We start from the raw sequence: 20,591 nt of genomic DNA, 5'->3' as shown, positions 1-20,591 counted from the left end.
GGGCGTGACCGGGGGCCGCCGAGGGGGCGGCCGGGCGCTATCGTCTTGGCGAGGCGAGACAGGGGGCTGAGCAGGTGGAGCACATGGAGATTCCGGCGCAGGCGCATCGTTACGGCGGCGGCTGGCCGGGCAACGAGCTGGAGGAAGTGCTCGCCGCCTCCCTCGGCAATCCGAACGCGGGCGCCCGGATCATCGAGGTGCTCCAGCGCAGCTTCGTGTGGGTGCCCCTGCCCAACGGCGGCGGCCCCGACAGCAGGGACCTGGACCTGCCGACCATGGACGTCGGCGGCGCGGCCCACGTCCCCGTGTTCAGCTCCGAGCAGCAGTTCCTGCAGTGCGTCGGTCCCCACATGTCGTACACGATCGCCCCCGCCGTGGAGTTCGCCCGCGGCCTGCCCCCGCAGCTCGGCGTGGCGGTGAACCCGGGCGGGACCGTCGGTGTGCCGCTGCCGCCGCCGGCTGTCGCGGAACTGTGCCGCGCCGGGCGGAGCCCGCTGGACGGGCCGGCCTCCGGCGGCCGGGTCAGGCTCTTCGAGCCGGACTGGCAGGAGGAGCCCGTCGACTTCCTGGCGGCCGCGGCCGGCGAGTTCCAGGAGAGCGGCGTGGTGCTCTCCGCCCGCCGCTGCCTGGCCAGCATCGAGGCGGGCGCGCCGGTGATGTTCGTCGGCGTGGAGCTCGGCGGCTGGGAACCGGAGCACCGCACCGCGCCCATGGACGCGCTCGGCCGGGCACTGGGCCGGGTCCAGGTCCCCTGGCCGGTCAACCTGGTACTGCTGGACATCGCGCAGGATCCGGTCGGCGAGTGGATGCTGGAGAAGATCCGGCCCTTCTACACCCGCCACGGCCAGGCCGTGCCGTAGCGGTGACACCGCCGCCGACTCGGTCAAGTCGGTGTCAGAGCGGCGGCTTAAGCTGGTTTGATGACCGGGCGAATGCCGGTCGAGGGGTTGTACGGCACGTAGCGGGACAAAGACGAAGGGGCGGTCCGAGGTGAGTGCGTCAGGCACGGCGGCGGCCGGGCAGGTCGAGCACATGCTCCGCCAGGTGACGCCCGGGCGATTCGACGCCTACGAAGCACTGCTGCACGCCCTCGCCGACGGCCAGGTCTGGATGCTGCTCTGGAACGGCCAGTCCGGGTCCCCCGACGCCCAGTACGGAAACATGGAGGTCGAGGGGTACGGCTATGCGCCCTGCGTGACCTCCGCCCAGGAACTCGCGGCCAGCGGCTGGAACCGCGCCTGTGAAGTCGTGAGCGGCCGTGACATCGCCCGCGCCCTGTATCCCGACCGCTGGGGGATCTGGCTCAATCCGCACGCCCCCGGCGGTGGAGTCGGTGTCCCCTGGCTGGACCTGCGCCGTGTCGTCGCCGGACTGGACCGGATGCCCGCCGGGCCGCTGCGGATGTCCGAACCCGCCCTGGAGATCCCGCAGTTCTACGCCCTGCTGGCGCAGAACGCCCACCGCACACCGGCCGTCCGCTCCCTGCGCCGCGCCTGGGTGCAGCCCGCGCTCGGCGCGCCCTACCTCGCCATCGGCCTGGACCTGTACGACACCGGCAGGCAGGCGGTCGAAGCGGTGCGGGCGATGATGCAGCAGTCCGTCGCGGCGGTCCCCGAGGGGCTGCCCGTCTCCACCGTCGCCATGTCCGACGAGTACGACCCGGTGGCCATGTGGCTGCGCGCCAACTCCCGGCCGTTCTACGACCGTGAGGCCCACGGCGCCCCCGCCCCCACCGCCGGGTACGGCTACCCTCCGGCGCACGGCCGGCAGCAGGGCTCCGCACCCCAGGCCTACTGAACGCATGCCCGCCCGCCGGGCGGGACAGGCGCGCGGCCCCGTGGCGGCGGGCCGTCGGCCCTGCCGCGCGGCAGACGCCCGCGGCAGACGCCCGCGGCAGACGCCCGCGGCAGACGCCCGCGGCAGACGCCCGCGGCGGGCGTGCGGGGACCCGACGCCGGACACGGTTCCCGCCGGTCTCCGGCGACCCGCACGGCGCCGTCCGTCACGCGAGACGCCCCGGGCCGCCCCAAAGTCCGCCCAAGGGCGTGCCAGTTCTCCGCAAAATCCCCCCGACCCCCTCGCGACCTCCGCGAACGTCGCCCGAGTCGACGGCAGAAGGGCGCCCGTGGCCGGCATGTCCGTTCTGTGGCCTTCGACGGTGCGTCAACCGCTGAGGCGACCGACTCGTCCGGATAACGGAACCTCTCCACCCACATCACGGTTGCGCATCCTTTCCCCGTGAAGTCTGGTCAGTGATCACGAGACCGTTGAAGACTCCCCGCTAACAAAGGACCTTTCGGTCCTGTGTGCGACCAACTCCCCGAGTAAGGCCCGCACGAGCAGTACAGAGCACAGCACTTGTGAAGAAGCCGCTACCCGCGGCGAGTGTGGGCCGGTCACCGCCGGCCGAGAGGGGTCCCCACACCGATGACGGCACCACTGCATGACACGAGCGCGGCCGAGACCGCGGCCGTCGACGTCGCCGCCGATGTTCCACAGAAGGCGATCGAGGGCCGCTCTCCCTGGAAGATCGCGTGGATCCGGCTGCGGCGCGACAAGCTCGCGCTGGCCGGCGGGTTCGTGGTGCTGCTGCTCATCCTGGTCGCGCTCTTCGCCCCGCTGATCGTGAGCGTTTTCGGTCACCCGCCGAACGAGTTCCACGAGGACCAGATCGACCCGCTGTTCGGTACGCCGATCGGTTCCTGGGGCGGCATCAGTTCCGAGTTCCTGCTCGGCGTCGAGCCGGTCAACGGCCGCGACGTCTTCAGCCGCGTCGTCTACGGCGCCCAGATCTCGCTGCTCGTCGCATTCCTGGCCGCGGTGTTCGCCGTCGTCCTCGGCACCGTCATCGGTGTCGTCGCCGGCTACTTCGGCGGCTGGATCGACTCCGTCATCAGCCGGGTCATGGACGTCCTCCTCGCCTTCCCGCAGCTGCTGTTCACCATCGCGCTGGTCTCGGTCCTGCCCAACGAGATGCTGGGGCTCGAGGGTTCGGGCGTCCGCATCCTGGCGCTCGTGGTGGTGATCGGGTTCTTCGGCTGGCCGTACGTCGGACGCATCGTGCGCGGCCAGACGCTGTCCCTGCGCGAGCGTGAGTACGTCGAGGCGGCCCGCAGCCTGGGCGCCGGCCGGCTCTACATCCTGCGGCGGGAGCTGCTGCCCAACCTGGTCGCCCCCATCACCGTGTACGCGACGCTGATGATCCCCACCAACATCCTCACGGAGGCCGCGCTCAGCTTCCTCGGCGCGGGAGTCAAGCCGCCCACGGCGTCCTGGGGCCAGATGCTCTCCAAGGCCATCAACACCTATGAGTCCGACCCGATGTTCATGATCATTCCGGGTGTCGCCATCTTCATCACGGTGCTGGCCTTCAACCTCTTCGGCGACGGCGTACGAGACGCGCTCGATCCGAAGGGGGCCCGCTGACCCGTACCGGGTACGCACCCGCACCGAAGAGCCGCAAGCGCAAGCCATCATGCCGCCCCTGCCGATGAGTCAGGAGGCCAGCCAAGACCGACGGTCCGCAGCGAGGACCGTCACTATCCCGGAGGTTGCTGGAACGTGACAACCAACAGTTCATCGAGGCGCAGGCTCGCCGCGGGTTCGGCGCTCGTCGTTGCCGCCCTGCTCGGTACCGCCGCCTGCGGTGGCGGCGGCAAGGACGACGAGGGCGAGGGCAAGACCGGTGCCCCGGGCTTCAACGCCGCGGTCGGCAAGGTCGCGAACGCGTCCAGCAAGAAGGGCGGGACGCTGAAGTTCATAGGCTCCCAGGACGCCGACTTCTGGGACCCGCAGCGCGGCTACTACGGCTTCATGTGGGACTTCTCCCGCTACTACACCCGCCAGCTGGTCACCTACAAGGCCGCGCCCGGCGCGGAGAGCACCGAGCTGGTGCCCGACATGGCCACCGACACGGGCAAGGTGTCGGACGACGGCAAGACCTACACCTTCACCCTGAAGGACGGTCTGAAGTGGGAGGACGGCAAGCCCGTCACCTCCAAGGACATCAAGTACGGCATCGAGCGCATCTGGGCGCAGGACGTGCTCTCCGGCGGTCCGATCTACCTGCAGCAGGTGCTCGACCCGGAGAGTGAGTACAAGGGCCCGTACAAGGACAAGTCGGCCGACAAGCTGGGCCTGAAGGCCATCGAGACGCCCGACGACAAGACCATCGTCTTCAAGCTGCCGAAGCCCAACGGTGACTTCCTGCAGATGCTGGCCATGCCCTCGGCGACCCCGGTCCGCGCGGACAAGGACACCAAGGCCAAGTACACCCTGGACCCGTTCTCCAACGGCCCCTACAAGATCGACTCGTACACGCCGAACAAGTCGATGTCCCTCTCGCGCAACGAGGAGTGGGACGCCAAGACGGACGAGGTCCGCAAGGCCCTGCCGGACAAGATCACCGTCACGTTCACCACGAACGCCGACGACATGGACAACCGGCTGATCGAGGGCGAGTACGACCTCGACATCAACGCCACCGGTGTCGGCCAGGCCGCCCGCGCCAAGGTGCTCCAGCAGCACAAGGAGAACGCGGACAACCCGCAGACCGGCTTCATCCGCTACGCGGTCTTCCCGCAGACGGTCAAGCCGCTCGACAACGTCGACTGCCGCAAGGCGATCATCTACGCGGCCGACCACAAGTCCCTGCAGACCGCCCGCGGCGGCCCGCAGGCCGGCGGTGACATCGCCTCCAACATGCTGCCCCCGGCCATCCCCGGCGCCGACCCGAAGTACGACCCGTACGACGTCCTGAAGGACACCACGGGCAACGTCGAGAAGGCCAAGCAGGCGCTGAAGGACTGCGGCAAGCCGAACGGCTTCAAGACCACCATCGCGGTCCGCAACAACAAGCCGGTCGAGATCGCCACCGCCGAGTCCCTCCAGCAGTCGCTGAAGAAGGTCGGCATCGACGCCCAGATCGACCAGTTCGACGGCGCCCAGACCTCCGGCATCATCGGTTCGCCGAAGGTCGTGAAGGACAAGGGCTACGGCATCATCATCATGGGCTGGGGCGCCGACTTCCCGTCCGGCCAGGGCTTCCTGCAGCCGCTGGTCGACGGCCGGTTCATCCTCGAGAGCGGCAACAACAACTTCTCGGAGCTCGACGACAAGGCGATCAACGAGCTCTTCGACAAGGCGCTGCTCGAGACCGACCCGCAGAAGGCCGGCGAGTACTACAAGCAGATCAATGAGAAGGTGTCGGAGGCCGCGGTCTACCTGCCCTTCACCCACGAGAAGAACATCATCTGGCGCAGCTCCCGCCTGACCAACGTCTACACGGCCGACGCCTACAACGGCCGTTACGACTACGCCTCGCTGGGTGTCGTCAAGTGACCGTCGTCAACACGCTCCACCGGCGCACCCGCCGCTAGGTCCGAAGGGCAGGTGAGGGCCGCGCGCGGCGGCCGGGAAGCCCGCACAGGCTTCCCGGCCGCCGCCGGGCCGACTGCATGCTTGCATATCTCATCCGGCGGCTGACCGCCGTCGTTGTGATGCTGATGGTCGTCACCCTGGTGACGTTCGGCATCTTCTTCCTCATTCCCAAGATGACCGGCAGTGACCCTGCCGCGATGTTCGTGGGCAAGCAGGCGGACCCGGCCGCCATCGAGGGCGTCCGTCAGAAGCTGGGCCTGGACCAACCGATCCTGGTGCAATTCTGGCACTTCATCACCGGCGTCGTCGCGGGCCGGGACTACACGGGCGGCGGCGAGACCGTCCACTGCTCCGCCCCCTGCTTCGGCTACTCGTTCCGCACCGAGCAGGACGTCTGGCCACTGCTCAAGGAGGCCTTCCCGGTCACCATCTCGATGATCTCCGGCGCCGTGGTGCTGTGGCTGCTGATCGGTATCACCACCGGTGTGATCTCCGCGCTCAAGCGCGGCACGGTCCTGGACCGCACCGCGATGATGACCGCGCTGGCCGGCGTCTCGCTGCCGATCTACTTCACCGGCATGCTGCTGCTGGCGATCTTCCGCACCCAGCTCGGCTGGGTCGACGGCAACTACGTGCCCATCGAGGAGAGCTTCACCGGCTGGCTCGACGGGCTGATCCTGCCCTGGTTCGCGCTGGCGTTCCTGTACGCGGCGATGTACGCCCGGCTCACCCGGGCCACCATGCTCGAAGTGCTCGGCGAGGACTACATCCGCACCGCCCGCGCCAAGGGCCTGCGCGAACCGGTGGTCCTGGGCAAGCACGCCATGCGCTCCACGATGACCCCGATCCTCACCATCCTCGGCATGGACCTCGGCGCCCTGGTCGGCGGCGCGATCCTCACCGAGACCACGTTCTCCCTGCACGGCCTCGGCTATCTCGCCATCGACGCGATCGGCGACCGCGACCTGCCCATCATCGTCGGCGTCACCCTCATCACCGCCGCCGCCGTGGTGATCGCCAACCTGGTCGTCGACCTCCTGTACGCCGTGATCGACCCCCGAGTGAGGCTGGCATGACGGACCTTACGCAGACCGGCACGAGCGCCCCTGGCGAGCCGGTCGCCGCCGGAGCCCCGTCCGACGCCTTCCTCGACGTCCGAGACCTGAGGATCCACTTCCCGACCGAGGACGGTCTGGTCAAGTCCGTCGACGGCCTCTCCTTCCAGCTGGAGAAGGGCAAGACCCTCGGCATCGTGGGCGAGTCCGGCTCCGGCAAGTCGGTCACCTCGCTCGGCATCATGGGCCTGCACACCGTCGGACAGTACGGCCGCAACAAGGCCCGGATATCCGGCGAGATATGGCTGAACGGCCAGGAACTCCTCTCCGCCTCCCCGGACCAGGTGCGCAGGCTGCGCGGCCGCGAGATGGCGATGATCTTCCAGGACCCGCTGTCGGCCATGCACCCGTACTACACGATCGGCCACCAGATCGTGGAGGCCTACCGGGTCCACCACGACGTGGACAAGAAGACCGCCCGCCGGCGGGCGATCGAACTCCTCGACCGGGTCGGCATCCCGCAGCCCGACAAGCGCGTGGACTCCTACCCGCACGAGTTCTCCGGCGGTATGCGCCAGCGTGCCATGATCGCCATGGCGCTGGTCAACAACCCCGAGCTGCTCATCGCGGACGAGCCGACGACGGCGCTCGACGTGACCGTCCAGGCGCAGATCCTGGACCTCATCCGGGACCTGCAGAAGGAGTTCGGCTCGGCGGTCATCATCATCACCCACGACCTGGGCGTCGTCGCCGAACTGGCCGACGACATCCTGGTGATGTACGGCGGGCGGTGCGTGGAGCGCGGCCCCGCCGAGAAGGTCTTCTACGAGCCCCAGCACCCCTACACCTGGGGCCTGCTCGGCTCGATGCCCCGCATCGACCGCGAGCAGACCGAACGGCTCATCCCCGTCAAGGGCTCCCCGCCCTCGCTGATCAACATCCCGTCCGGCTGCGCCTTCCACCCCCGCTGTCCGTACGCCGATGTGCCCAAGGGCGATGTGACGCGTACCGTCCGCCCGGAACTCCAGGAGGTCGGCAGCCGGCACTACTCGGCCTGCCACCTGAGCCCGGAGGAGCGGACGCGGATCTGGAACGAAGAGATTGCGCCGAAGCTGTGAGTGAGACGAAGGATCAGACGGTGTCTGACAAAGACGTGACGATCCCGGAGCAGGCCGCAGCCTCTTCGACCGAGACCTCGCCCGCCGCCTCGGCCGAGCCGCTGCTCAAGGTCGAGGGGCTGGTCAAGCACTTCCCCATCAGGAAGGGGCTGCTGCAGCGCCAGGTGGGCGCCGTGCAGGCCGTCGACGGGCTGTCGTTCGACGTACGGCCGGGGGAGACCCTCGGCGTCGTGGGCGAGTCGGGCTGCGGCAAGTCGACCATGGGCCGGCTCATCACCCGGCTCCTCGAACCCACCAGCGGGAAGATCACGTTCGAGGGCGTGGACGTCACGCACCTGGGCACGGCCAAGATGCGTCCGCTGCGCCGCGACATCCAGATGATCTTCCAGGACCCGTACTCCTCGCTGAACCCGCGGCACACTGTCGGCACGATCGTCTCCGCGCCGTTCAGGCTCCAGGGCGTCACGCCCGAGGGCGGCGTCAAGAAGGAGGTCCAGCGGCTGCTGGGGCTGGTGGGCCTCAACCCCGAGCACTACAACCGCTATCCGCACGAGTTCTCCGGCGGGCAGCGGCAGCGTATCGGCATCGCCCGCGCGCTGGCGCTCAAGCCGAAGCTCGTGGTGGCGGACGAGCCGGTCTCCGCGCTCGACGTCTCCATCCAGGCCCAGGTCGTCAACCTGCTGGACGACCTCCAGGACGAGCTCGGCCTGACGTATGTGATCATCGCGCACGACCTCTCCGTCATCCGGCACGTCTCCGACCGCATCGCGGTGATGTACCTGGGCAAGATCGTCGAACTGGCCGACCGCAAGTCCCTGTACGAGGCGCCCATGCACCCGTATACCAAGGCCCTGCTGTCGGCCGTGCCCGTGCCCGACCCGAGGCGGCGCGGCGCCAAGAGCGAGCGCATCCTGCTCAAGGGTGACGTTCCCTCACCGATCTCCCCGCCGAGCGGCTGCCGCTTCCACACCCGCTGCTGGAAGGCGACCGAGGTCTGCCGGACGAACGAGCCGCCGCTGCTCACCCTGAAGACCGGTCACCAGGTCGCCTGCCACCACCCGGAGAACGCACCGGACCAGGCCCCGCAGGACGCCTCCGCGGTGCTGCCGTCGGCGCGCGAGGCGATCGAGATCGTCGACGCGACGCCGAAGGCGGAGGTGGACGCGGAGGCCGAGGCAGTGGCCGGGGCCGAGGCGGAATCAGTGGCCGGGGCGGCGGCCGGGGCCGGCGACGGCTCGGCGTCCGCCGATCAGCCCGACTCGTCCGCGGACGGCTCCGAGGCCGTGAAGGATCTCGGCAAGGACAAGTGACCGCCCGGCGCACGGGGCCACCCGCCCGCACAGGCGGGCGGGCGGCGCGGCGCCCGGCGGGTGCGGGGCGGGTCCGGACCTGAACCCGACGGGGCCGGAGCCCCCCGTGCGGCCTGTTGCTGTCCGTGCGCACCAGAGGACCGCGGAGCTGCCGGACGTGGAGGTGGTCGAGCAGGCGGCCGACGGTCCCTCCGCCGTCGAGGCGGTGGAACGGCTGCGGCCCGACGTGGTGCTCATGGACCTGCGGATGCCCGGCATGAGCGGACTGGAGGCAACCGCCAGGATCACCGCGTCCCATCCGGGCGTCGCCGTGGTGGTGCTCACCATGGACGAGGACGACGACTCGGTCTTCGCGGCTCTGCGCGCGGGGGCCCGCGGCTATCTGCTGAAGGAGTCCGACGGTGACGTGACGACGTGCACCGCGCGCTGCTGGGTGTGGCGCGCGGGGAGGCGGTCTTCGGGCCACGGATCGCGGAGCGGGTGCTGGCCTTCTTCGCCCGCACTCCGGCCGGGGCCGTGCCGGCGGCCGTGCCGTTCCCGCAGCTGACGGACCGCGAACGGGAGGTGCTGGACCTGCTCGCCCAGGGACTGGACAATGCCTCCATCGCCCGCCGCCTGGTGCTGTCGGAGAAGACGGTCCGCAACCGGGTCGGTGAGGTGCTGGCCAAGCTGCGGGCCCGCAGCCGTGCGGAGGCGGTGGCCCTGGCACGGGACGCGGGACTGGGTTCGGGGACGGGCACGGGCACGGCGCCGGGGCGGGCTTCCGGGCCGGCCTGACCGCCGGCCGGCCGCGGGGGCATTTCCGGGGCGGCCCCGGCGAGCGGCCGTCTCCGTGGGAACGCCGTTCCCGGGAGGCGGCCCTGCCCAGGAGGCGGCCGTTGCCGGGGAACGGCCTCTTCCAGCAGGCGGCCCTGCCGTCCGCCGGGGATCGCCGGTGCGGCCCGCAGGCACAATTGTCCGGTGCACCACGATCTGCTCAACCTTTTCACCCCCTCCGTCCAGCACACCCTGGACGTGGCCGGCATCTTCGTCTTCGCGATCTCCGGTGCGCTTCTTGCCGTGCGGAAGAACTTCGACGTCTTCGGGATCGCGGTGCTCGCCGAGGTCACCGCGCTCGGCGGTGGGCTCTTCCGCGACCTGGTCATCGGCGCGGTGCCGCCCGCCGCGTTCACCGACCTCGGGTACTTCGTCACCCCGCTCGTCGCGGCGGCCCTCGTCTTCTTCCTGCACCCCGAGGTGGAGCGGATCCAGGGCGCGGTGAACGTGTTCGACGCGGCAGGTCTCGGGCTCTTCTGTGTCACCGGCACGACCAAGGCGTACGAGTCCGGCCTCGGGCTGACGGCCTCGGCCGTGATGGGGCTCGCCACGGGCGTCGGCGGCGGCGTCCTGCGCGACGTGCTGGCCAACGAGGTGCCCTCGCTGCTGCGCTGGGACCGGGACCTGTACGCGGTGCCCGCCATCGTCGGCTCGGTCATCGTCGTGCTCTGCATACGCCTCGACGCGCTGAACGCCGCGACGGGTGGCCTCGCGGCCCTGACGGCGTTCACCCTCAGGTTGTGCGCCATGCGGTTCCACTGGCGGGCGCCCCGTGCATGGAACCGCAGGTCGACGGCGACCGAAGAGGCGTAGCGGGGAATTGATTGCCTTTTAAAGGAGTCGTCATACATAAAGCTACCGCTTAGTAGGCGGTCGGTGTACGGTGCATCGCATGGCACAGGCGACGACAGGGGACACCTCCCTCGCGAGCATCGGCGACAGCGAATTCGACCGCGACACGACGGTCGTCCCCCGCTCCGGGGTGACAGGCGTCTATGACGCCGAGCTCTCCGCCGGCTGGACGATCATCCGCGCGGTCAACGGCGGCTACCTGCTCGCAATCCTCGGCCGTGCTCTGGCCGATGCCCTGCCGCACCCCGACCCCTTCAGCATCACGGCGCACTACCTCACCGCCTCCCGGCCCGGACCCGCCGTCGTCCGTACGGACGTCGCCCGCACCGGCCGTACGCTCTCCACCGGCCAGGCCTCCCTCTTCCAGACCGCCGAGGACGGCACCGAGGTCGAACGCATCCGGGTCGTCGCCTCGTACGGGGACCTGGACGCCCTGCCCGACGACGCGCGAACCTCGGCGGTCCCGCCCGCCATCCCTCCGTACGAGCACTGCTTCGGCCCCCAGGACGGCCCGGCACCCGTCCCCGGGAGTTCCGCGATCACCGACCGGCTCGCGCTGAGGCTGGACCCCTCGACCTGCGGCTGGGCGCTCGGGAAGCCCTCCGGCAAGGGTGAGATGCGGGCCTGGTTCGGGCTGGCCGACGGCCGCGACCACGACCCGCTGTCGCTGCTCCTCGCCGTGGACGCGCTGCCGCCCACCGCCTTCGAGCTGGGGCTCTCCGGCTGGGTCCCGACCGTGGAGCTCACGGTCCATGTCCGCCGCCGTCCGGCCCCCGGACCCCTCCGGGTCTCCATCACCACCCGCAACCTCGCGGGAGGCTTCCTGGAGGAGGACGCCGAGGTCTGGGACAGCGAGGACCGGCTCGTCGCCCAGTCCCGCCAGCTCGCGCGCGCCCTGCTCGGCTGATCCCCTGCCCGGGCCGCCCGTGTCCGGGCCACCGCTGGGCAACCGGCTGCCGGGTGGCCGGTGCCCGGCCCGCGATGTCCGGGGGCGCCCCGGACATCGCGTACCGGATGCCGGGCTGTCGGGGCGGGGCGGCGTCGTGTGCGTGGCCGCCCGTGGGCCGGGATTGTGTGCGGGCCCGAGCCGGCCCTCAAGGGTGCCCTCCGGGCGTCGCGTTCCGCGATTTCCGCTGCGCTCCAACCCTTGACCGCCGACCCGTTCCCGCAGGAAGGCTCTTGTCGGGCGGACCCGGGGGTGGCCGGGTCCCGGGCGGGGCACGGCTCCTGATCCGGTTTCGTTGCCGAACGCAGGACCGGACGGGGTGTGAGCTTCGTTGCCCGCCGTGACGGGGTGGCCGGGTCCGGGTCCGTTGCCCGCCGTGACGGGGTGGCCGGGTCCGGGTCCGTTGCCCGCCCGGCCCGGTTGCTGCCGGCCGAGCCGAATGTGGGCTCAAAGGCCACCTTCACTGCCCGATATGCCTGTTTCCGGGCAGAGTGGGGGCCCGAATTTGAAACTGGAATCAATTCCGTGCCCCGTGCGATGCCTTCCGGTCCACTCCGGCATGACGTGTGCCCGGCCCTGCCTCCGATTTCGTGCGGCCTCCAGCGGAACCCGCAGGCTCCCGCTCCCTGGCTCCCGGGCCCGCGCCCCCAGGCGCGGGCCGGGTCCCCCGATTGCACGGCGGGCTTGAAAAACGGGGCGGCGCCCTCGCTGGAGGCGCTGGGCGGCAGGTGGGGAGCGAAGGCGACCGAGGGCGGTCAGTCCAGCCAGTGGCGGCGGCCGAGGCCGATCAGGCGCAACTGGCGCCGTGCCAGCGAGGCGACCCGCTGCCGGGCCCGCGCCGCCGCCGGTTCCTCCTGCTCGTCGGCCTCCAGGAAGCCCGAAACTGTCATCACCATGTGGTCGACGTAGATCCCGGCGAGCATCAGCAGATCCTCCGGCGTCCATCCGCGCGAACCGGGGTCCCGTGCGAACACCGCCGCCACCTCCTCCGCGAAACGGCGGAGCTGGGCGCCGATGGCCTCCCGCACCGGGCGCACCCCGCCGTGCCGCTCTCGGATGATGAACCGGACGTGCGCGGGGTACTCGCGCACGTGACGGGCTATGAGGTCGATGGTGCGGTCGATGCGTTCGGCATCGCCCTGCTCGGTGTCGGCGGTCTCGGCCAGGATCGTGACGATCATGCCGTGCAGTCCGTCGAGCGTCTCCTCGACGAGGGCGACGCCGAGGTCCGCGGTGTCCTTGAAGTGCCGGTAGAACGCGGCGGGGGCCACGCCCACCGCCCGGGTCACCTCGCGCAGTCCCAGGCTGCTCAGGCTCTGGTGCTCGAGCAGCGACAGGGCGGCGTCCAGGAGGGCCTGACGGGTCTTCTGCTTCTGGGCTCTGCGGATGCCGGCCGGTGGCCCGGGGGTGTGACTCACGTCATTCAGTAAACAACCGGTCTCCAGCATGTTCACCACCGGTGCGGTTTAGACTCCTGAGTCAGTGAACACTCGTATACGCAAACCTCGGAACCCTTCCTCTCGTCCGATGCGAGCCCACGACGTGAAAGGCGGATCATGATCTTCCTCGTCGCAGCCCTGCTCCTCCTCGGGGTCATGCTGGGTCCGGTGGCACACCTGCCGGTACCCGCCACCCTCGTCGCCGCCACCGCGATAGGCGCCTGGCTGCTCGTCTTCGCCGTCCGCGAGCACCGGCGCCAGAGCCACGGAAGGAGCTGACCCGCCGTGGAGATCACCGCGTCCGCCCGCAGGCGCACCGGCACACGGGACGCCGACGGCATGGCCGTCGCCTCCTTCGTGCTCGGTCTGATCGGCCTGCTCGTCATGAACATCCTGTTCGGCCCCGCCGCGCTGGTGCTGGCCTCTCTCGCCCTGTGGCGTGGCACGGCCCGCAGGGGGCGCGCCTACCTCGGTCTCTTCCTCGGCATCACCGACCTGGTGGTGCTCGCGGTTCTGGTCGGTGCCGACAACACCGTCGGCTGGAGCCTTTCCTGACGGTCCTTCGCGTCGCCGTGTGCCCGTCCGGCCGGGCTTGACCCAGGTTTTGCCGAATGAACAGGCGGTGCACAGGCCGGGCCCAAGGACGTGTGATGGTCTCGGGGGCCCCGAGCGAGGAGATCGATTCATGACACGTGTCCGGGCCCTTCCCGTGGTGGTTCTGCTGGCCCTGTCGCCGCTGCTGGTGACGGCCTGCGGTTCCGGCGCGTCCGAGGATGCCGGTACGGGGCAGGGCGGACAGCAGAGCGCCGAGGACTGCGAGCGGCCGAGCGGCATGCCGACGGACATGCCGAGCGGTATGCCGACGGACATGCCGAGCGGCGCGCCTTCCGGTCGGCCCAGCGGTATGCCCTCGGGCGGTCCGGGCGGTGGCCGGGGTACGGACGGCTGCGGGCCCGGCGGGGGCCAGGGCGTACCGCCGCAGGGCGCGCCGAGCGTTTCCGCGTCCGCGGCGAAGAACTGACCGCGCCCCGGCCTGCGCCCCGGCCGGAGCCTGCGCCCGTGCCCGGCCGTGTCCGCCCCGGCGGGAACCGGGCCGGGGCGCCGGGGCTTCCGCAGGCCCGCCGGGCGGGGTACGGCGGACGGAGGTGGGTCCAAGAGCCCTCCGGCCGCCGTGGCTCGTAGAATCGTGGACATCATGGCTTACCTCGATCACGCCGCGACCACGCCGATGCTTCCGGAGGCCGCGCAAGCGATGACGGCGCAGTTCGCCGTCACCGGCAATGCCTCGTCCCTGCACGCGGCCGGCCGGCGGGCGCGCCGTACGGTCGAGGAGGCCCGCGAGACCCTGGCGGAGTCGCTCGGCGCGCGGCCCAGCGAGGTGGTGTTCACCGCGGGCGGCACGGAGGCGGACAACCTCGCCGTCAAGGGTCTCTACTGGGCACGCAGGGACGCCGATCCCCGCCGGACGCGCGTCCTCGCCAGTCCCGTCGAGCACCACGCCGTACTGGACGCGGTGCACTGGCTCGGCGAGCACGAGGGCGCGACCGTCGAGTACCTGCCGGTCGACACCCACGGCCGGGTGCACCCCGAGACGCTCCGCGCGGCCATCGCGCGCGAGCCCCGGGACGTGGCCCTGGCCACCGTCATGTGGGCCAACAACGAGATCGGCACGATCATGCCGGTGCACGAACTGGCCGAGGTGGCAAACGAGTTCGACGTGCCGCTGCACGCGGACGCCGTGCAGGCCGTCGGCCAGACCGAGGTGGACTTCGGCGCGTCGGGCCTGGCCGCGATGACGGTCTCCGGCCACAAGATCGGCGGTCCCTACGGCATCGGGGCGCTGCTGCTCGGCCGTGAGTACACCCCCGTACCGGTGCTGCACGGCGGCGGCCAGGAGCGGCACGTGCGCTCCGGCACCCTCGACGTCCCCGCGATCGCCGCCTTCGCCGTGGCCGGGCAGCTGGCCGCCGAGCGGCGCGAGCATTTCGCGCGGGAGATCGGCGCGCTGCGCGACGAACTGATCGCCGCGGTCCGCGAGGCGGTGCCCGACGCCGTCCTCGGTGGTGATCCCGTCGACCGGCTCCCCGCCAACGCCCACTTCGCCTTCCCCGGCTGCGAGGGCGACTCCCTGCTGCTGCTCCTCGACGCCCAGGGCATCGAGTGCTCCACCGGCTCCGCCTGCACGGCGGGGGTGGCGCAGCCCAGCCACGTCCTGCTCGCCACCGGCACCGACCGGGACCTCGCCCGCGGCACGCTGCGCTTCTCGCTCGGGCACACCTCGACGAAGGCGGACGTGGCGGCCGTCGCCGAGGCCATCGGCCCTGCCGTGGAGCGCGCCCGGGGCGCGGGCCTCGTCTAGGCCGCCGACCGACGGCCGGCACCCGCCGTCGGCGCCCGGTGTCCTGCGACCCGGGAACGCGCGCAGCCGAAGGCCGTCACCCGTGCACCGGTAACGCGCCGCCCTCGCCCGGCGGCCCGGGACCCGAAGGCCGTTCCGCTGCCGGGCGGCCGTCCCGCTACCCGGCGGACGTCCCGGTCCCGGGCGAGGCCTCCACCGCCCGTACGAGCTTCAGGTACCGGTCCCAGTCCCAGTGCGGACCGGGGTCGGTGTGGTCCGAGCCCGGCACGTCCGAGTGGGCGATGATGTGTTCGCGGTCCCTCGGTATGCCGTACCGGTCGCAGATGCCGGCCGTCAGCCGCGCCGAGGACTCGTACATGGCGTCCGTGAAGGCGTCCGGGTCGTCCACGAAGCCCTCGTGCTCGATGCCGATGCTGCACTCGTTGAAGGAGCGGTTCCCCGCGTGGTACGCCACGTCCAGCTCGCGGATCATCTGCGCGACATGCCCGTCCTCGCGCACGACGTAGTGGGCGGCCGCCTTGTGCCCCGGATCCCTGAAGACCTTCAGCGCCGTGCGGTAGCTGCCCTGCACGACGTGGATGATCACGCGGTCGATGCCGTAGTCGTCGGGACGGTCCGCGCGCCGCCAGTTCGCCGCGGACGCCGCTATCCACTCGGCGCCCCTGTGGTCCAGCTCGCCCTCCACCCGCTTCCTCTCGATGCCGGGCAGCCGCCACCAGGCGCGGTAGATCCCGTCCCAGGCCAGAGCCCCCGCGCCGGCGGCGGTCGCCGCGCCCCCGATCAGCACGACCCGCCGGCTGACGCGCCGCCCCGACTCCTTCTCCGCGTTCCCCATGTGATCGACAACGGATATCGGCGGGCGTCCGGTTCCCCCGGACCCGTACCCTGGGGGAGTTATGACTTCTCAGCCTCGCCGCCTCCGTGTCCTCGCCGCCATGTCGGGCGGTGTCGACTCCGCCGTAGCCGCCGCGCGCGCCGCCGAAGCCGGGCACGACGTGACCGGTGTGCACCTCGCCCTGTCCGCCGACCCGCAGTCCTTCAGGACCGGGGCGCGGGGCTGCTGCACGATCGAGGACTCCCGCGATGCCCGGCGTGCCGCGGACGTCATCGGCATCCCGTTCTACGTCTGGGACCTCGCCGAGCGGTTCCGCGAGGACGTCGTGGAGGACTTCGTCGCCGAGTACGAGGCCGGGCGCACCCCGAACCCCTGTCTGCGCTGCAACGAGAAGATCAAGTTCGCGGCGCTCCTCGACAAGGCCCTCGCGCTCGGCTTCGACGCCGTGTGCACCGGCCACTACGCGACGGTCGTGACCCGCGAGGACGGCTCCCGCGAGCTGCACCGCGCGAGCGACATGGCCAAGGACCAGTCGTACGTCCTCGGGGTGCTGGACGAGAAGCAGCTCGCCCACGCGATGTTCCCGCTCGGCGACACCCTCACGACCAAGGAGGAGATCCGCGCCGAGGCGGAGCGGCGGGGACTGGCCGTGGCGAAGAAGCCCGACAGCCATGACATCTGCTTCATCGCCGACGGCGACACCCAGGGCTTCCTCGCCCGGCGGCTCGGCCGCGCCGAGGGCGCCATCGTCGACGAGACCGGGCAGAAGGTCGGCACCCACGAGGGCGCATACGGCTTCACCATCGGCCAGCGCAAGGGCCTGCGCCTCGGAGTCCCCGCCGCCGACGGCAAGCCCCGGTACGTCCTCGACATCTCCCCGGTGAACAACACCGTCACCGTCGGCCCCGCCGCTGCCCTGGACGTCACCGCCCTCACCGCGATCAGGCCCCGCTGGTGCGGCACCCCGCCCACCGGCCCCGGCACGTACACGGCCCAGCTGCGCGCCCACGGCGGCGAGACCCCGGTCACGGCCGAGGCGGTCGACCGCGAACTGCGCGTCACCTTCACCGAGCCGGTCCGCGGTGTCGCCCCCGGCCAGGCGATCGTCCTCTACGACGGCACCCGCGTCGTCGGCTCGGCCACCATCGCCTCCACGGTCCGCGCGAAGGCGGCGGGCGCGGCGGTCTGACCCCGCCGGGCCCGGTCCCTCGACGAAACCGGCGACGGTGGGCCCCACCCCGGTGCTGCGCTTCCCCGCTCTGCTCCTTCCTCGACGGCGACCGTCGCCCTCATGTCCGGTGCCCGGCCGACGTCAACCCCCGACTGACGGAGCTGTACGGACTACCCGTAAGAAGTACCCTCAGGCGGAGTCCAGACCCCCGCCTCGTCAGGAGGCCGGCCGTGCTGCTCAGCTTCCGGGTGGCCAACCACAGATCCATTCGGGAGGAAACCGAACTCTCCCTCGTGGCGACGGAGTTCAATGAGGGCACCCCTCGCGAGACGAGCGCGCGCTCTGAGGGCAGACCGGGTTCCGTCCTGCCTGCGGTCGGGATCTTCGGGGCCAACGCGTCGGGCAGGAGCGATGTGCTGCGCGCCCTTCGGTTCATGCGGACGGCGGTGCTGGACTCCTTCGCGGACTGGGGCAGGAGGGACGGGGTGCCGCGAGAGCCGTTCGCACTCGCGGCGGAGGCGCAGGAGGAGACCAGCCTCTTCGAGGTCGATCTGCTGCTCGGCAAGCAGCGTGTCCGGTACACCTGAGGTTTCGAACTGTCGGACGTGCGCGTGGAGGCCGAGTGGCTGAATGCCCACCCGTCCGGCCGGCGCCAAGTGTGGTTCGACCGTGAGGCGGACCGAGAGGAGGACGAAGGCGGTGAATTCCGCTTCCCCGGCAACGCGGCGCCGTCCGGCGGGAACGCCGGTCACCCCGCTTCGGCGACCACCTCCGTCTCGTAGAAGCAGAAGTGTCCCTTGATGGCGGCCACCTCGTCCTTCGGGACCTGGTACGACCACACCAGGTCGGGTGCGCCCGGGCGGGACCAGTAGGAGGCGTCGCCCTTGAAGGGGCAGTGGGTGCTGGTGGCCGACGGGGCGAGCAGGTCCGTGCGGACGTCCTCGGGCGGCAGGTAGTAGCGCACCGGCAGGCCCGTCTCACGGAGGAGGAGCGGGCGGCGGCTCTCGGCGAGGACCTCGCCGTCGTGGACCACACGGACGTGCTGGGTGCCCTGTTCGATGGTGATGCGGTGTCCAGCGGGCATGAACGGCTCCTTCGGGCTCCGTCGGGGAGTGCGCGCACTTCACCCGTACAGCACCCGCGGGCCCGGGGTTCTTCCCGGCCCGGTTCCGGGTTCCAGGGAGTGCGCGGGGCCGTGGGCGGTGCCAGGCTGTCTCGCATGGAACCCGGGAGACTGTCCAGGAACCGGCGCTCCCCGCTGCACCAGGTGCGGTACGCCGCACAGCACCCGGAGCGCGTGCCGCGCCACCTGCGGCGGCTGGCCCGTGATGCCTGGCTGCGCGTCCGCCACCGCGGGGACCATGTGGCCTACTACCGCGCGGTGATGGCCTCCGACGCGGCCCGCAGTGCCGAGGCCGCCGTCGGCGGCGTGGCGTCCAGTGAGAGCTGGGAGCGCATCGGAAGGATGCAGTACACCTACCTGGTGGACGGTCACGGGCTGAGGCCCGGCCACCGGATGCTGGACATCGGCTGCGGGAACCTGCGCGCGGGCCGTCTGTTCATCGCCCGTCTGGAGCCGGGCGACTACTACGGCATCGACATCTCCCCGCACATCCTGTTCGCCGCCCAGCGGACCCTCGTCCGGGAAGGACTCCAGCACAAGCTGCCGCACCTGGCGGTGGTACAGGACCTCACCCTCGACTTCCTGCCCGAGGGCCACTTCGACGTCGTGCACGCCCACAGCGTCTTCTCGCACTCCCCGCTGCCGGTCATCGACGAATGCCTCGCCCACGTGGGGCGGATCCTCGCCCCCGGCGGGTTCTTCGACTTCACCTTCGACCGCACCACCGGGGCCGAGCACCACGTTCTGCGCGAGGACTTCTACTACCGCACGGAGACCCTGGTCGCGCTGGCCGCCCGGCACGGGCTGCGTGCCCGGTTCATGGAGGACTGGGAGAAACTGCCGCACGGGCAGTCGAAAATTCGCGTGACGCACGAGGGCGGCCCGGCCGTACCGTGACCCTCATGAACATCTGCGTCTTCCTCTCCGCCGCCGACCTCCACGAGCGCTACACCGGGCCCGCCCGCGAATTCGCCGAGTTGATCGGCAAGGGAGGGCACACGCTGGTGTGGGGCGGCTCGGACGTCGGCCTGATGAAGGTCGTCGCCGACGGCGTCCAGGAGTCGGGCGGCCGGCTCGTGGGGGTGTCGGTGGGCTTCCTCGCCGCGAAGGCACGGGAGGGCGCGGACGAGATGATCGTCACCAGGGACCTCGCCGAGCGCAAGGCGGAGCTGGTGGCCCGCGCCGACGCCGTGGTGATCATGGTGGGCGGGACCGGGACGCTGGACGAGGCCACCGAGATTCTGGAGCTGAAGAAGCACGGGCACACGGCGAAGCCGGTGGTGCTGCTCAACACGGCCGGTTTCTACGACGGGCTGAAGCAGCAGTTCCGGCGCATGGAGGCCGAGGGCTTCCTGCCCGTCCCCCTCAACGAGCTGGTCTTCTTCGCCGAGGAGCCCGCCGGGGCGCTCGCCTGTCTGGAGGAGGCCCTGGGAGTGCGCTGACCCCGGCCCGGGCCCCGGCGGCGGATGGCAGCATGGGCACATGGCAATCCACCTGATCACCGGGGCCGGCTCCGGCATCGGCGCGGCCGTCGCCCGCCGCCTGCACCAGCGCGGCGACGAACTGTGGCTGCTGGCGCGCGACGCGGGCCGCGCCAAGGAGCTCGCGGACCGCTACGAGGGCGCCCGCACACTGGTCGGCGACCTCACCACCCCGGACCGGCTGTCCTGGGCACTCAGCCACCAGAGCGTCCCCGACCGGCTGGACTCCCTGCTGCACATCGCGGGCGTGGTCGACCTCGGTACGGTCGAGGAGCTGAGCACCAAGACCTGGCGCCACCAGCTCGACGTCAACCTGCTCTCGCCGGCCGAGCTGACCCGGCTCTTCCTGCCGCAGCTGCGCCTCTCGCGCGGCCATGTGCTGTTCGTCAACTCCGGCTCCGGGCTCAACGCGCATGCGCAGTGGGCCGCTTACGCCGCGAGCAAGCACGGCCTGAAGGCGCTCGCCGACTCGCTGCGGCAGGAGGAGCACGCCGGCGGGGTGCGCGTCACCTCGGTCTACCCGGGGCGGACGGCGAGCCCGATGCAGGCGAAGGTGCACCAGCAGGAGGGCAAGGCGTACGACGCGTCGAAGTGGATCGACCCGGAGTCGGTGGCGACGACGATCCTCACCGCGATCGACCTGCCGCGCGACGCGGAGATCAACGACCTGACGGTCAGGCCCGGTCCGGGCGAGGCCCGCTGAGCCC

Annotated in this window: 23 protein-coding genes; 20 read left to right on the top strand and 3 right to left on the bottom strand. The window is 71.1% G+C overall.

Going from position 1 to position 20,591, the window contains the following annotated elements; translation table 11 throughout:
- The first annotated feature begins 83 nt into the window (after nucleotides 1-83).
- From GUY61_RS16370 to GUY61_RS16325, 11 genes are all read left to right on the top strand, one after another.
- Nucleotides 84-860 (top strand): enhanced serine sensitivity protein SseB, encoded by a 777-nt coding sequence (locus GUY61_RS16370; protein ID WP_166630904.1) that lies wholly within the window; start codon nucleotides 84-86, stop codon nucleotides 858-860.
- A gap of 130 nt (nucleotides 861-990) precedes the next feature.
- Nucleotides 991-1,797, top strand: coding sequence for an enhanced serine sensitivity protein SseB C-terminal domain-containing protein (locus GUY61_RS16365; RefSeq protein WP_166630903.1), 807 nt, complete (start codon nucleotides 991-993; stop codon nucleotides 1,795-1,797).
- Between the two features lie 630 nt (nucleotides 1,798-2,427).
- Nucleotides 2,428-3,426, top strand: coding sequence for an ABC transporter permease (locus GUY61_RS16360; protein WP_166630902.1), 999 nt, complete (start codon nucleotides 2,428-2,430; stop codon nucleotides 3,424-3,426).
- A 135-nt stretch (nucleotides 3,427-3,561) separates the two neighbouring features.
- Nucleotides 3,562-5,340 (top strand): ABC transporter substrate-binding protein, encoded by a 1,779-nt coding sequence (locus GUY61_RS16355; protein WP_166630901.1) that lies wholly within the window; start codon nucleotides 3,562-3,564, stop codon nucleotides 5,338-5,340.
- A gap of 116 nt (nucleotides 5,341-5,456) precedes the next feature.
- Nucleotides 5,457-6,455: an ABC transporter permease gene (locus GUY61_RS16350; RefSeq protein ID WP_166630900.1), complete on the top strand. Its 999-nt coding sequence runs from the start codon at nucleotides 5,457-5,459 to the stop codon at nucleotides 6,453-6,455.
- A complete protein-coding gene (locus GUY61_RS16345; protein ID WP_166630899.1) occupies nucleotides 6,452-7,552 on the top strand; it encodes an ABC transporter ATP-binding protein in 1,101 nt (366 codons plus the stop codon). Before GUY61_RS16350 ends, GUY61_RS16345 begins: the two co-directional genes overlap by 4 nt.
- A gap of 20 nt (nucleotides 7,553-7,572) precedes the next feature.
- A complete protein-coding gene (locus tag GUY61_RS16340; protein WP_313896694.1) occupies nucleotides 7,573-8,862 on the top strand; it encodes a dipeptide ABC transporter ATP-binding protein in 1,290 nt (429 codons plus the stop codon).
- A 106-nt stretch (nucleotides 8,863-8,968) separates the two neighbouring features.
- Entirely contained in the window at nucleotides 8,969-9,409 is a 441-nt protein-coding gene (locus tag GUY61_RS40215) for a response regulator transcription factor (protein ID WP_313896693.1), read from the top strand.
- Complete coding sequence (locus GUY61_RS40210; protein WP_313896692.1) at nucleotides 9,391-9,639, top strand: helix-turn-helix transcriptional regulator; 249 nt, start codon at nucleotides 9,391-9,393, stop codon at nucleotides 9,637-9,639. Before GUY61_RS40215 ends, GUY61_RS40210 begins: the two co-directional genes overlap by 19 nt.
- Nucleotides 9,640-9,834: 195 nt before the next feature.
- Nucleotides 9,835-10,491 carry a trimeric intracellular cation channel family protein gene (locus GUY61_RS16330; protein ID WP_166630906.1) on the top strand — a complete coding sequence of 219 codons (657 nt, stop codon included), beginning with the start codon at nucleotides 9,835-9,837 and terminating at the stop codon, nucleotides 10,489-10,491.
- A 79-nt stretch (nucleotides 10,492-10,570) separates the two neighbouring features.
- Complete coding sequence (locus GUY61_RS16325) at nucleotides 10,571-11,437, top strand: thioesterase family protein (RefSeq protein ID WP_166630898.1); 867 nt, start codon at nucleotides 10,571-10,573, stop codon at nucleotides 11,435-11,437.
- A gap of 794 nt (nucleotides 11,438-12,231) precedes the next feature.
- Here GUY61_RS16325 and GUY61_RS16320 read toward each other — a convergent pair.
- The gene (locus GUY61_RS16320) at nucleotides 12,232-12,894 is read right to left on the bottom strand and encodes a TetR family transcriptional regulator (RefSeq protein WP_313896691.1); all 663 of its coding nucleotides are present in this window, start codon (nucleotides 12,892-12,894) and stop codon (nucleotides 12,232-12,234) included.
- A gap of 138 nt (nucleotides 12,895-13,032) precedes the next feature.
- Between GUY61_RS16320 and GUY61_RS16315 the strand changes: the two genes are divergently transcribed.
- From GUY61_RS16315 to GUY61_RS16300, 4 genes are all read left to right on the top strand, one after another.
- Nucleotides 13,033-13,194 carry a hypothetical protein gene (locus GUY61_RS16315; protein WP_166630897.1) on the top strand — a complete coding sequence of 54 codons (162 nt, stop codon included), beginning with the start codon at nucleotides 13,033-13,035 and terminating at the stop codon, nucleotides 13,192-13,194.
- 6 nt (nucleotides 13,195-13,200) lie between these two features.
- Nucleotides 13,201-13,470, top strand: coding sequence for a DUF4190 domain-containing protein (locus GUY61_RS16310; RefSeq protein WP_166630896.1), 270 nt, complete (start codon nucleotides 13,201-13,203; stop codon nucleotides 13,468-13,470).
- A 130-nt stretch (nucleotides 13,471-13,600) separates the two neighbouring features.
- Nucleotides 13,601-13,936 (top strand): PT domain-containing protein, encoded by a 336-nt coding sequence (locus tag GUY61_RS16305; RefSeq protein ID WP_166630895.1) that lies wholly within the window; start codon nucleotides 13,601-13,603, stop codon nucleotides 13,934-13,936.
- Nucleotides 13,937-14,110: 174 nt separating this feature from the next.
- Nucleotides 14,111-15,274, top strand: coding sequence for a cysteine desulfurase family protein (locus tag GUY61_RS16300; RefSeq protein WP_166630894.1), 1,164 nt, complete (start codon nucleotides 14,111-14,113; stop codon nucleotides 15,272-15,274).
- Nucleotides 15,275-15,431: 157 nt separating this feature from the next.
- Here the strand turns inward: GUY61_RS16300 and GUY61_RS16295 are convergent, their stop codons facing one another.
- Nucleotides 15,432-16,109, bottom strand: coding sequence for an N-acetylmuramoyl-L-alanine amidase (locus tag GUY61_RS16295; protein WP_166630893.1), 678 nt, complete (start codon nucleotides 16,107-16,109; stop codon nucleotides 15,432-15,434).
- Between the two features lie 61 nt (nucleotides 16,110-16,170).
- Between GUY61_RS16295 and mnmA the strand changes: the two genes are divergently transcribed.
- Both mnmA and GUY61_RS16285 read left to right on the top strand, forming a co-directional pair.
- A complete protein-coding gene (gene mnmA, locus GUY61_RS16290) occupies nucleotides 16,171-17,298 on the top strand; it encodes a tRNA 2-thiouridine(34) synthase MnmA (protein WP_166630892.1) in 1,128 nt (375 codons plus the stop codon).
- Between the two features lie 212 nt (nucleotides 17,299-17,510).
- Nucleotides 17,511-17,867 (top strand): ATP/GTP-binding protein, encoded by a 357-nt coding sequence (locus tag GUY61_RS16285; RefSeq protein WP_243766497.1) that lies wholly within the window; start codon nucleotides 17,511-17,513, stop codon nucleotides 17,865-17,867.
- Between the two features lie 161 nt (nucleotides 17,868-18,028).
- On the opposite strand, the gene GUY61_RS16280 is transcribed toward GUY61_RS16285, so the two are convergent.
- Nucleotides 18,029-18,364 (bottom strand): DUF427 domain-containing protein, encoded by a 336-nt coding sequence (locus GUY61_RS16280; RefSeq protein WP_166630891.1) that lies wholly within the window; start codon nucleotides 18,362-18,364, stop codon nucleotides 18,029-18,031.
- Nucleotides 18,365-18,499: 135 nt separating this feature from the next.
- Here GUY61_RS16280 and GUY61_RS16275 point away from each other — a divergent pair, with 135 nt between their 5' ends.
- From GUY61_RS16275 to GUY61_RS16265, 3 genes are read left to right on the top strand one after another with little or no spacing between them, the layout of a single operon-like run.
- Nucleotides 18,500-19,300: a class I SAM-dependent methyltransferase gene (locus tag GUY61_RS16275; protein ID WP_166630890.1), complete on the top strand. Its 801-nt coding sequence runs from the start codon at nucleotides 18,500-18,502 to the stop codon at nucleotides 19,298-19,300.
- 5 nt (nucleotides 19,301-19,305) lie between these two features.
- The gene (locus GUY61_RS16270) at nucleotides 19,306-19,845 is read left to right on the top strand and encodes a TIGR00730 family Rossman fold protein (RefSeq protein WP_166630889.1); all 540 of its coding nucleotides are present in this window, start codon (nucleotides 19,306-19,308) and stop codon (nucleotides 19,843-19,845) included.
- A 40-nt stretch (nucleotides 19,846-19,885) separates the two neighbouring features.
- The gene (locus GUY61_RS16265; protein WP_166630888.1) at nucleotides 19,886-20,587 is read left to right on the top strand and encodes an SDR family oxidoreductase; all 702 of its coding nucleotides are present in this window, start codon (nucleotides 19,886-19,888) and stop codon (nucleotides 20,585-20,587) included.
- The last annotated feature ends 4 nt before the right edge of the window (nucleotides 20,588-20,591 follow it).

This window comes from Streptomyces sp. GC420 (assembly GCF_009916105.1).
In the GTDB taxonomy this organism is placed as follows: domain Bacteria; phylum Actinomycetota; class Actinomycetes; order Streptomycetales; family Streptomycetaceae; genus Streptomyces.
Note: the sequence above shows the minus strand (reverse complement) of the source record. Positions and strands in the feature narration are given on the sequence as shown.